This window comes from Bacteroides sp. OF03-11BH, from assembly GCF_003604005.1.
GTDB classification, from domain to species: domain Bacteria; phylum Bacteroidota; class Bacteroidia; order Bacteroidales; family Bacteroidaceae; genus Bacteroides; species Bacteroides ovatus.
In genome coordinates, this window is record NZ_QTMW01000075.1 from 4,618 (window position 1) to 18,247 (window position 13,630).

Sequence of the window (13,630 nt, forward strand, 5' to 3'; positions counted from 1 at the left end):
GAGATGGCTCGTATGCTCGGATTGAATGATGTAGCAGACAAATATGCTTTAATAGCCCAAGAAATGGCGATGAAATGGGAAAAAATGGCAAACGAAGGCGATCACTACCGTTTGGCTTTTGACCGTAAGAACACTTGGAGCCAAAAGTATAATATGGTGTGGGATAAGTTGTGGAATTTGAACCTATTCCCTAACAATGTAATCGAAAAAGAGCTCAATTATTACCTGACTAAACAGAATCTTTACGGACTTCCTTTGGATTCCCGCAAAGAATACACCAAATCCGATTGGATCATGTGGACGGCAGCTATGTCATCAGACAAGGAAACTTTCCAGAAATTCTCTGATCCTGTTTATAAATATATTAACGAGACAGTATCTCGTGTACCTATCAGTGACTGGCATCATACTGATAGTGGTAAGTGGGTTGGCTTCAGAGCACGTTCCGTGATTGGAGGATACTGGATGCAAGTGTTAATGAATAAATTGAGTGGTAGCAAGTAATTTTCTATTAGGGAGTGATATTATGTGTAACTTATCTACTGTATCAATTCTTCGATGGAATCTAGTAATGCTATTGAGCACACTATTCTGGTTTTCCTGTTCGACAAGCGATAATAATGAAGAGTCGAATGGAAAAGAAGGAGATGAGACTAATGTATCTGTGTATTTACAACAGAATGGATTCCAGAATTTGAATCTAGTGCCCGACCAGAATTTCGTTTCATACAATGTGCTTGTTTGCAAGAGTACCCTTTTGAATGGAGAGATATCTGTTCGATTGAAAACTTGGAGTGACAGTGAATTGAAAGCTTATAATTCTAACAATGGAACAAACTTTCAACTGCTTCCAGAAGATCTTTATCAGCTAGAGGAAATGTTAACACTGAAAGCGAATGAGAAACAAAAAAGTATAGAAATTCAATTTCATTCCTCTGAAATCTTCTCAAGATGGAAGAGGGAAAAAACTAATTATGTACTCCCTCTTCGGTTAGAAAGTACATCGGTTAGCGCTCAAGAAAACAAAAGAAATTTACTTCTTACGATAGATGTCCAAGCAGCTATTGTCAAGTTGGAGAGTATTAGCGGAGAAATACTATTAAACCAAGAAAAAGTAGAAGTAGACATTAAATCTTATTATGATTTTAGTGGCACAAACCAGAGTACATTTCATTGTACGTTAAGTGTTGCACCAGAGGCTGTACAGTTGGTAAATGATTATAATGCAGCTCATGGAACATCTTATGAGTTGCTACCTGATGACTCGTATACTCTTGGTGGGTTGACTTATTCTGCAGGGAATAATCAAGCTTCTACGAAATTAACGATTCAATCAACTAAACTACATCCTACGTACTATCTGCTTCCTCTGTGTCTAACGAATGCCGATAGCGAAACAGTGTTAATAGATAAGTCTGTCCGGATATTGACATTAGTGCGTGGTTATTGCAATCCGATTATTGCTTTTAGCGCACCAGATCCTACAGTAATTCGTGCCCAAGATGGTTATTTCTATCTCTATGGAACAGAGAATACTCGAAATGTTCCTATTTATCGTTCCAAAAATTTGGTGAATTGGGAGTATAAGGGTACAGCTTTCACGGATGCTACTCGCCCCACTTGGGGTGGCGACCACAATATTTGGGCACCAGAGATACGTTATTTCAATAATCATTATGTGCTTTATTATTCATGGGCTATATGGGGAGATGAGTGGAGAAGTAATGTAGGAGTTGCTGTGTCAGACTCCCCTCTAGGACCATTTATAGACAAAGGGTGTTTGATCGACTCGAAAGTGATTGGGGTACAAAATTCCATTGACCAGTTCTTTTATGAAGACAATGGCAAAAAATATATGTTTTGGGGAAGTTTTCGGGGTATCTATGCTACAGAACTCACGGATAATGGTCTGGAAATAAAGAAAAACACGGATGGAACCCCAGTCCTGAAGAAGCGTATTTGTGGAAATCGTTTTGAAGGGACCAACATATACAAACGTGGAGAATATTATTACTTGTTTGCTTCCATAGGAACTTGTTGTAATGGAGCAACCAGTACATATCAAACTGTGGTAGGGCGTTCAAAGAATGTGCTTGGACCTTATTTAGATAAGACAGGAAGGGATATGTTGTATGATTATTGTGAAATCATTATGAGTGGCAATGAAACTTGGGCAGGACCTGGACATAACTCCATTCTGATTCAGGATGATGTAGGAACTGACTGGATCATCTACCACGGTTACAAGAAGAAAGAAGCCGAAAACGGAAGATATGTTTTAATGGATAAACTGATTTGGAGTAACGATGGATGGCCTTCCGTCAAGAGTAACGCACCTTCCATCTTGGAAGTGGCGCCCTACTTTCAGAAATAAATATCCTATACAGAAAAACAAGTAATACTTATTGCTTATGCGATTTTATTAACATATTTAATCTAATTTATTATGAAACAAAAAGTAATGAAAGCCTGTTTGGGCATTTTATGGGGAATGTTTACATTGACCACTTTTCTATTACAGAGTTGCGATAATGGAAAAGAAGTCACTCCGGCTCAAGGAAGTGGTGGCAGTCCCTTTAATCCGCAGCTTCCTATTAGTGTCAAGGAAATCAGTCCGACTAATGGTGCTGCAGGTCAGAAGGTTCTTATTTATGGAGAAAACTTCGGCAATGACCCGTCTCTGATAGAAGTCACTATCGGCGGACAGAAGGCGCCTGTGGTCAACGTACAATCAACTGTCATATATTGTATTGTACCAACGAAGGCTTATTCGGGTGAAATCCAGGTAACTATCAAACAAGGAGAAGAAATCTATTCAGCCGAGGTAGCCGAAGTTAAGTTTGAATATCAACGCCAAGTGGTGGTAAGTTCCTTGTGTGGTGCAACTAGTGAGCAAGGTTCCAATTCAGCAAAAGATGGTCCGTTTAATGATTGTGGCTCCATTACGAATCCCTGTTTTATGACTTGGGACCCGGAGGACCATAATTTGCTATATGATGCAGAAGACGCAGGAGACGCTGAAGGTGTAGGACAAGGTATTCGTTGTTTTGACTTCACAAACAAGCAGGTCTATACAATGATTCCCAAGAACTCATTTGTAGGCTCACAGCGTTGCCGAACCATTGATTTCTATAAAGATGACAATGGAAAATATCACATGATTGTAGGATTAGCGCAAGGAAATGTTAATAGTACGGCTGTTATGATGTTCGATCGAATTGAAGGAGGAACGAAGCCGTGTGGGTTCACGTGGGGCAATGGAAGGGTGATCGTACAGAACCAAGGATGCCAAGCTGCTGCAATACATCCTACTACTGGCGACCTCTACTTCTCCAATTACCAGAACAGTCTGCTTTATCGGGTAAAGAAATATGTTATAGAGGAATTTGCAACAGGAAAGAGAACAACCCCTGTCAGACCTGGTACAGCAGATGATGCCGCTCAGACAATATTAAAAGTGCAAGACAAAGAATGGGAGTTCAATATTATGATTCATCCAACTGGTAAATATGCTTATTTCATGGTCATCAATCGCAATTATATTCTTCGCTCAGATTTCAATGGGGAAACCTTTACCGCTCCCTATGTCATTGCAGGTGTTAATAGTAACAAAGACACTTATGTTTATCAGGATGGGGTCGGTAATCAGGCTCGATTCGGTAATCCCTACTCTGGTGTATTTGTAAAGAACCCGGAATATGCCGGAAATTCGGATGAATATGACTTCTATTTGACAGACAGACATAATCATGCCATTCGTATCTTGTCTCCTTTGGGTCAAGTGACTACCTATGCCGGACGTGGTAGCGCTAGTTTGAATTCAAACCCATGGGGGTATGCAAATGGCCGCTTACGAGAAGATGTACGTTTTAATCGGCCTAAAGGAATTGCGTGGGATGAGCGTGATAATACGATATATGTGGGAGACGCCAACAACTATCGAATCAGAAAGATTGGCCTTGAAGAAGATATTAATGAATAAACACCGTATAAAAATGAAAAAAATAACAATTTTATGTATACTGTTGCTATGTGTAGTAACCGGCACAATGGCTCAGAAAACTGTTACTGTATCGGGTATTGTTTCTGACAGTAATAAGGAACCGCTTATTGGTGTGAATATTATCGTCAAGGATGTTCCCGGATTAGGAGCCATTACTGATATCAACGGGAAATATACCATTAAAGTAGAACCTTATAACCGACTGGTCTTCTCATATATTGGATATAAGACACAAGAAGTATTGATTAAGGAACAGCGTTCGGTCAATATAAAAATGGAAGAAGATGTAGCTACTACTATTGATGAGGTTGTAATCACAGGTACCGGTGCACAACGTAAATTGGTACAAACCGGTGCCATCACTACAGTAGACATGGAACATCTGATGGCTAATCCGTCGTCTAGTGTTGTTAATGCTTTGGCAGGTAACGTTGCAGGTGTATTAGCCCGCCAGACTTCCGGTCAACCAGGACAAAATGTTTCAGAATTCTGGATTCGCGGTATTTCCACATTTGGGGCTGGAACCGGTGCTTATATTTTGGTAGATGGATTCGAACGTAGCATGGATGAAATCAACATTGAGGATATTCAAGACTTTTCTATCTTGAAAGATGCTTCCGCTACTGCAATATACGGTTCTAAAGGAGCTAATGGCGTTGTATTGATTAACACTAAGCATGGTAAATCCGGAAAAATCAAGATTGACATAAAGGCACAAACCACCTACAACATGCGCACTATTACACCTGAATTTGAAGACGGGATTTCGTATGCAAACTTATTGAATGAGTCACGAATTACACGCAATTATGAACCTGTATATCAACCGGAGGAACTGGAGATTCTAAAAAACGGATTAGACCCAGATCTCTATCCGAATGTGGATTGGATGGATTTATTGTTGAGGAAAGGCTCATGGCAACACCGCGTTAACCTGAATTTAAGCGGTGGTGGTTCTACTGCACGGTATTACGCCTCTATTAGTTACCTTGATGAAGAAGGCATGTACAACACTGATAAAGCGTTGAAAGACGATTACAACACTAATGCAAACTATCGTCGTTACAACTATCGTCTGAATACAGATATTGATATCACGAAAACTACACTATTAAAGTTAGGTGTATCCGGTTGGTTATCTAAGAGAAACAGTCCGGGACTGGGTGATGCAGATGTATGGGGTGAACTTTTTGGCTATACCGCCATTCGTACTCCTTTACTTTATTCCAACGGTCGTGTTCCGGCAGTAGGTACAGGCAACAAAACAAACCCATGGGTAGCAGCTACACAGACTGGATTCAATGAAAACTGGGAAAATGTGATTCAGACAAATATTACGTTGGAACAGAATTTGAAGTTTATCACCAAAGGTCTGAAATTTGTTGGACGCTTCGGCTATGATACCTATAATAACAATCACATCAATCGTCGTAAATGGCCTGAGCAATGGAGTGCCGAACGTTCACGCGATGAAAATGGAAATTTGGTATTCAAGAAAATTTCGGATAGTAGCAATATGCATCAAGAAAGTGGTTCTAGCGGTAACCGTCGTGAATTTTTAGATATGATGCTTAATTGGGAACGCGGTTTTAAGGCACATCATCTCAATGCTACGTTGAAATACACACAGGACTCGTACATCAAAACACAAGACTTAGGTGATGATCTGAAAAATGGTGTCAACAGACGTAATCAAGGATTGGCAGGGCGAATTGCGTATAACTGGAACTATCGATATTTCGTAGATTTCAACTTCGGCTATAATGGTTCGGAGAATTTCGCAAAAGGGCATCGCTTCGGTTTCTTCCCGGCATACTCTTTAGCATGGAACATTGCAGAAGAATCATTTATCAAAAAGAATTGGAAATGGATGGGTATGTTCAAAGTGCGTTTCTCTTATGGTAAAGTAGGTAATGATAAGATTCGTCATAACAATGCAGATGTACGTTTCCCTTATCTGTACGCAATTGGCGAGGGCAATAGTTATGATTGGGCAAACTACGGTAGTTCTTATGGATTCACAGGATTAACTTACACAGAACTAGCTTCCGACCAAGTTACTTGGGAGGTGGCAACGAAGAAAGATTTGGGAGTAGATTTGGCTTTGTTTGATGACAAATTCAAATTGACAGTTGATTACTTTGATGAAAGCCGTAGCGGAATTTTCATGCAACGCCAGTATTTGCCAGGTATGATTGGCCTGCAAGGAAAGAGTCCTTTTGCAAATGTCGGTAAAGTAAATTCCAAGGGATTCGATGGCAATTTCTCTTTCAAACAGAAGTTCAATCAGGTAAGTTTGACAGTACGTGGTAATATGACTTACAGCAAAAATGAGATTATTGAAAGAGACGAAGCTAACAATGTATATCCCTATCAAATGCAAAAGGGCTATCGAGTGAACCAGAATAAAGGATTGATTGCATTAGGACTGTTCAAGGATTACGATGATATTCGCAATAGTCCTACTCAAAAGTATGGTCCTGTAATGCCCGGTGATATTAAATACAAAGATGTAAATGGTGATGGTGTAGTGGATGACAACGATATTGTAGCAGTAGGAGCTACTAATCGTCCGAATCTGATTTATGGTCTTGGGCTTTCTGTTAAATGGAAAGGACTTGATGTCAATTTGCATTTTCAAGGCGCGGGCAAGTCGCAGTTTTTCTTGTCCGGGAAATGTATCAGAGCTTTCAGCGAAGGGCAATGGGGTAATATTATTAAAGGAACTTTGGATAATCGCTGGGTAGATGCGGATACTGCCGAGAAATTAGGTATTGCAGCCAACGAGGATCCCAATGCTACTTTCCCCCGCCTAAGTTACACGGACCAAGGAAATGGAAATACAACGATTTATGCTTATACTAATAACTACCGCAACTCTACTTACTGGTTGCGTGACGGTTCCTACGTACGTCTGAAAACGGTTGATATCGGCTACACACTTCCCAAAGCACTGGTTAACAAAATACATTTTAATAATGTACGTATTTTCTTGACTGGAACCAATTTACTTACATGGTCTAGTTTCAAACTCTGGGACCCGGAAATGGGTAGCAATAATGGAGAGAAATATCCATTGTCCAAATCCGTAACGTTAGGTTTGAGCGTTAACTTATAAATGATTAATGATATGAAAAAAATATATATACTATTAGTCGCAATTTTTGCGATCAGTTCCACTTCTTGTTCCGATTATTTGGATTCTGATTACATTTTTGAGGATAGAGAAACAATTGATAAAGTTTTTACCGACTATAAAAAAACAGAACAATGGTTGGCACAGGCGTATACCTATTTGTTGGGACAATGTTGTGATGTTGCAAGTAAACGTAATACACCTTTTGTGTTTGATGATTGCATGTATTATGGCGATGATGATGTTACAGTGGATGCAACCAAAGGCGGTGCTTTATCTTATAATAAATTCCGTGAAGGAGCATACGATGAAAACACTTTCCAAGATACTTGGAACCGTTGTTATAATGGTATTCGACAGGCTTCTATTTTCATCCAGTATGCAGATATGAGCATTGAGCATAGTGCGGAGGAAATCATTGACCTCAAAGCACAAGCCCGCTTTGTTCGTGCCTATTACTATTGGTTGTTACTCCGGAAGTATGGTCCTATTCCACTGGTTCCGGATGAGGGTTTTGATTACAATCAGTCATACGAAGATTTGGAACTTCCCCGCAATACATACGATGAATGTGTAGATTATATCGCTAAAGAGATGGTCTTGGCAGCACAGGGTTTACCTTTGAAAAGAGACCAGCTTTCCATTACCCGTCCTACTCGCGGTGCTGCCTTAGCTACCCGTGCTTTGGCAATGCTTTATGCTGCGAGTCCGCTAATGAATGGCAACGATGATGCGTATGCACAGCAAATGGCCAACCGTGACGGGAAACGTTTATTAAATCCTGTATACGACAACAGTAAATGGGCTAAAGCAGCAGCTGCTTGCAAAGATGTAATGGGACTAGGCGTTTACCATATTTATACAGCCGATTTCCGGTCGACTCATTCTATTGCTTTTCCTGCTACCATCGCTCCTCCGATTCACCCGGAATATAGTTATAAACATTTTCCCGAAGGTTGGCAGAATATTGATCCGTTCGAATCTTATCGTTCTCTATTCAACGGACAGGTAACTGCTATGGACAATCCGGAATTGATTTTTACTCGTGGAAAGAATATTTCCGGTGAACGCATCAAAGATATGGTCATTCATCAATTGCCTACTGTAGCTAAAGGATGGAATACGCACGGTGCCACCATGAAACAGGTAGATGCCTATTATATGAGCGATGGTACTGACTGTCCGGGAATGAACTCTGAATATGCAGGCACTCCAGCTTATCAAGGACGCATAGATACTCGCCCTCGCACAACTGGTTATACAACAAATAATACAGATCACAAACCGCTTCCAAATGGAGTATCTTTGCAATATGCTGAACGTGAACCACGTTTCTATGCGTCCATTGCTTATAACGGTATGTACTGGCATCTAGGTAATGAACCAGAAGTTCAGAATCAAGATCAACAAGTATTCTATTATCGCGGAGATGGAAATGGTTATGCAAATAGTATGTTCTGGTTGCGCACCGGCATTGGGGTAGCTAAGTATGTGCATCCTGATGACACCTATTATAATAGCGATGCAGCCAAGGTAAAAGATAAAGATGAACCAGCTATTCGATATGCTGATATCCTGCTGATGTATGCAGAAGCTTTGAATGAATTGACTACTAGTTATGAAGTTCCTTCTTGGGATGGCTCCATCACTTACACAATCAGCCGCAACGTAGAAGATATGCGTACAGGTATAAAACCAATACGCATGCGTGCCGGGGTGCCCGATTATGATGCAGATACATATAGTAACCCGATTAAATTTCGCATCAAACTAAAACGCGAACGTCAGATTGAGCTCTTTGCTGAAGGAAAACGCTACTATGATCTTCGACGCTGGAAAGATGCGGAAGTAGAGGAAGCAATGCCGGTTTACGGTTGTTATACATTTATGAGTAATGCCAATAAAGACCTGTTCCACACACCGGTTCCTATATCAAATCTTTCTGCTACTTTCTCACCGAAAATGTATTTTTGGCCCATCAAACACAGTGAACTGAAACGAAATAAACTTCTGACCCAAAACCCGGGATGGACCTACAATGATTAATCTAAAAAAAACTAGAATATGAAACTGAAAAATATCTTATTATATCTGTTACCCATAGCCGGCTTATGTAGTTCGTGCAATGATGAATGGGAAAATGAACAGTTTACACATTATATATCATTTAAAGCTCCCATTAACAGTGATGGTGTATCTCGAATCAATGTACGCTATAGATCTGGTGATGAAAAGACGACATTTCAGTTACCAGTCATTGTGAGCGGATCTACTACCAATGAACGTAACATTACAGTACATGTTGGTTTGGATACGGATACCTTGGAAGTACTGAACCAAGAACGCTTCAATAATCGTACCGATTTATACTATCAAGTATTGCCAAAGAAATTCTACTCTCATTCAGAAACGGTGCAGATCAATGCCGGGCAAGATGTAGCATTAATGCCTATCGACTTTTCAATGGAGGGCATTGACTTATCAGACAAATGGGTATTACCATTGACTATCGAAGAATCACCTGATGGAAACTATACCCCAAACTATCGAAAGCACTATCGGAAGGCATTGCTTCGTGTGATGCCATTCAATGATTATTCAGGAAACTATAGTGCTGTAAATTACAAAACATATTTGAATGGTTCAGAAACAGATGCACCATACGTGAAGAATTATGTTATGATGTATGTAGTTGACGATGAAACGTTATTCTTCTATGCAGGTTTATTTGATGAAACTCGTCAAGACAGGAAAGGATATCGGATTAAAGCAAAATTCAACAATAATGGAATGGTTACGCTTTCTCCGGCAGACCCCAATAATAAAATGCAGTTTGCGCTCGGTAAAGATGATTTTAATAATGAGATCACTGCTTCTTACAGTATCACTGAGTCAATGGATGCTATCCGTCCTTACTTAATGCATCGAACCATTATTATCAATAATATCAACTATACGTTCAAAGACTATACAACGATTCCCGGTGTAGAAACTGAATTTCATGTAATGGGTTCGTTGACATTAGAACGTCAAATCAATACTCAAATTCCGGATGAGGACCAAGCTATCGAATGGGAAGAAGGAAACTAAAGGTTGACCGAAAAATAAATAAACTATAAATGGGGATTGTAAATGCTGTGGATATTTGTAAATATCCACAGCATTTCAATCGTTTATTACTAATCGCAATGAATAAATATGTATTGTTTTTAATTTTTATATTTTCATGTATTGGCTGTGGAGAAACAAATGAACAGGATGCCAATACAATAGAAGGTAACACCGATACTTCGCAAATAACAATTGCACCAGTGACGAATTTGAAGGCTAAGATTACACAAAATCCCAATGAACTTTATCTAACATGGACGAATCCGATTACTGTGACCAATATGCTAGGGGTAGAAATCTATTATAAACAGAAAGGTTCCAATGACGAAAAAAGAGTGAATACGATCCAGAAAGGAGAAGGGTATGTACTCCGGTTGACATCCGCAGAGCCTTATTTCATATCTGTTGTTGTGGTGGATAACTACGGAAGAAAATCAGAAAGAGTCACCATTACTGCTATTCCATCGAATAAGGGAGTGCCTTTGGCAGATAGTTGTACGTATGTGCTTATTGAACAGTTTATGGATAAAACGAAAGGAACGTTTTGGGTATCACCCCAAAATATATCTGGAAATTCGGCTAATACTTATATTTATTGGCAACAGGCTCATGCTATTGATGTGGTATTGTATTCTTATGAACGTATCAAAGATAATAATCCTATATTGGCTGCGACATATAAAGAATATTTTGAAAGATGGTTTCAAAATCATGGAAATAATTATCATCACGACAACAACGATCCTACAGGCTTTTCAAATCCATATACTGATGATATGTGTTGGATTGGTCTGACTTTGTTACGAATGTCAGAAGTGTTAGACGATAATAAGTTTGCCGATACAGCCAAGAGGTTGTATGACACTTACATTATTACACGAAAATGGACAGATGATAAAGGAACTGGACTTCCTTGGAATAATGAAAATAATTCTAATGGGCGAAGCCGGAATATATGTACCAATGCTCCCGGTGCTTTGATGGCTGCCAAATTGTATAAAAAATACAATGAAGATAAGTATTTATCAGATGCTAAAATACTTCATAAATTTGCCTACGACAATAATTACTTAACATTGGGAGATGGTAGAATAGAGGAACCTCCTTTAACCTATACGCAAGGTACGTATGGAGAAGCAAGTAGGCAATTGTATCATATTACAAATGAAAAATATTATCTGACATGTGCAGAAAAAGTAATTAGCTATGTCACAACCAGTGATAGGTGCTTAACTAATGGCATTTTGCGTAATGAAGGTCCGTCTATGGACCAAAGCATCTTTAAAGCTGTTTTGATTCCTTATATAGTCAATTTGGCATTGGATGAAGCTGCTAATAGTACACTTAGGCAGAATCTGATTCTTTTCCTGCGAAAAAATGCAGAAACATTGAGCGCAAACTTGATTCGTGGAACTTATCCGGAAATGTATTGTAACTATTATTGGGGATCCATATTTACTGGAAATATTGCTTCTATGGGCGCACAAGCAAGTGGAGCTTCTCTTTTGGAAGGTGTTCTCCGACTGAATACAGCACTAGGAAATAATTAGTCATAAGCATCACTGTTTAAAATGAAGCAATGCAACCTTAATTATTCATGCGAATCAGTTGTTGAATGTAAGTTCTTGTTTTTAAGAAATTCTTTGATGCTAAAATAGCTTTGATACGCTCTGTAGAACAGATAGAAGGTATATTATTGAATATAAGACAAATAATAAGCAGCTTGCCATTGTTTAAATCCAGCTCAATGACAGGCTGCTTAAATTATAATTACTTATAGTATGCTGCAGATATGATTATAAAAGATCTAATATAAATAGAGAACTTTAAATTAAAAAACAGAGTAGTTTTGCAAATTCACTTTTAAAGATTAAATTTGCAAATAATAAAATAAAAGCAGCAATGATAGAACGAATATTGAAATCCAAGCTAATTGAAATGGCAAATAAATATCCGATTGTCACATTGACAGGACCTAGACAATCTGGAAAATCAACATTATTGAGGAATTCCTTTCAGGACTATGAGTATGTATCTTTGGAAGATCCTGATATGAGATTATTTGCTACAGATGATCCGAGAGGATTTCTTTCCACCTATCCGGATAAAACAATTATCGACGAAGTTCAAAGAGTTCCGTCACTTTTCTCTTATATTCAAACGCATACCGATAAAGAGAATAAAGAGGGTATGTATATGCTGGCTGGATCTCATAACTTCTTATTAATGGAAAGTGTGAATCAATCATTAGCTGGACGTACGGCAGTACTCAAGCTACTACCGTTTTCACATTATGAAATGGAAAAAGGAGAAATATTGCCATCCAGTGTAAATGAAGAAATTTTTAAGGGAGCTTATCCACGTATTTATGATAAAGCTATAAATCCGAATGATTATTATCCTTTCTATATACAAACATATGTAGAGAGAGATGTGAGATTATTACGTAATATTGGGGATCTAAGTAAATTTATTAAATTCCTCAAATTATGTGCAGGTCGCATAGGGCAATTATTAAATCTTTCATCATTAGCAAATGAATGTGGAATTTCTGTCACAGCAGCTACTAACTGGTTATCTATATTAGAAGCAAGTTATATCTGTTATTTACTGAAACCTGATTATAACAATTATGCCAAACGATTGGTAAAAACTCCTAAGTTATATTTTTATGATACAGGGCTAGCCTGTTCTTTACTTGACATACAAAATGCAGAACAAATAACTACTCATTTTTTACGTGGAGGATTGTTTGAAAATCTTGTCATCAATGAATTTGTAAAAGAATCCTATAATAGAGGTGTTGAACCGGGATTATCATTTTGGCGTGATAGTACTGGCAATGAGGTTGACTTATTAAGAATGGTTGGCGGGAAACAGTATGCCTATGAAATCAAATCAGGAGCAACTTATTCACCGGATTTCTTTAAAGGTATTTCAAAATGGGCTAAACTATCTAATACTCCAACGGAACAATGTTTCGCGATTTATAATGGAGATAAGGATATAAAAACATCTGTCGGTCAAGTGAATGGATGGAATCATTTTAGTCTGTTTTAAACCGCCACTAATATATCATGTCTTTATTCCATCTTATTTGATCCCTGAAACTACATTTGGGGATATATTATTTCTTTATCATGCATGAACTGTTGATATTTTATTCTAGAATTAGAATTTGTTGAAACAATCTGGGATACCCCAAATCCTAGAAATAAATCATTTTTATAGACTACAAAAACACTCGAAAAACCAACTAATTACAACACAGAAACAAGACATGTTAGCTATACATATCTGATAATAAACTAAATAACTAAAAAAAACTTAGTCTGGACAGGACCCGGAAAACCAACTTTGCACAGATGACTTCGCCGGAC

Annotated in this window: 8 protein-coding genes; all 8 read left to right on the plus strand. The window is 38.4% G+C overall.

The features are described 5' to 3' along the window. Positions 1-504: DUF1793 domain-containing protein (locus tag DXA54_RS26595; protein WP_243647686.1), on the plus strand; the 504-nt coding region annotated here is incomplete at its 5' end. 67 nt (positions 505-571) lie between these two features. Continuing rightward, complete coding sequence (locus DXA54_RS26600) at positions 572-2,374, plus strand: family 43 glycosylhydrolase (protein WP_243647687.1); 1,803 nt, start codon at positions 572-574, stop codon at positions 2,372-2,374. A gap of 72 nt (positions 2,375-2,446) precedes the next feature. Next, entirely contained in the window at positions 2,447-3,982 is a 1,536-nt protein-coding gene (locus DXA54_RS26605) for an IPT/TIG domain-containing protein (protein ID WP_120081098.1), read from the plus strand. 13 nt (positions 3,983-3,995) lie between these two features. Further along, complete coding sequence (locus tag DXA54_RS26610) at positions 3,996-7,121, plus strand: SusC/RagA family TonB-linked outer membrane protein (protein ID WP_032852719.1); 3,126 nt, start codon at positions 3,996-3,998, stop codon at positions 7,119-7,121. Between the two features lie 12 nt (positions 7,122-7,133). After that, on the plus strand, positions 7,134-9,185 hold the full coding sequence (locus DXA54_RS26615) for a RagB/SusD family nutrient uptake outer membrane protein (RefSeq protein ID WP_120081103.1): 2,052 nt from the start codon (positions 7,134-7,136) through the stop codon (positions 9,183-9,185). A gap of 18 nt (positions 9,186-9,203) precedes the next feature. Beyond that, positions 9,204-10,229, plus strand: a complete 1,026-nt coding sequence (locus DXA54_RS26620; protein WP_004312319.1) for a DUF4973 domain-containing protein — start codon at positions 9,204-9,206, stop codon at positions 10,227-10,229. Between the two features lie 29 nt (positions 10,230-10,258). After that, a complete protein-coding gene (locus DXA54_RS26625) occupies positions 10,259-11,800 on the plus strand; it encodes a glycoside hydrolase family 76 protein (RefSeq protein ID WP_087322889.1) in 1,542 nt (513 codons plus the stop codon). Between the two features lie 352 nt (positions 11,801-12,152). Further along, positions 12,153-13,310 carry an ATP-binding protein gene (locus DXA54_RS26630; protein ID WP_120081100.1) on the plus strand — a complete coding sequence of 386 codons (1,158 nt, stop codon included), beginning with the start codon at positions 12,153-12,155 and terminating at the stop codon, positions 13,308-13,310. The last annotated feature ends 320 nt before the right edge of the window (positions 13,311-13,630 follow it).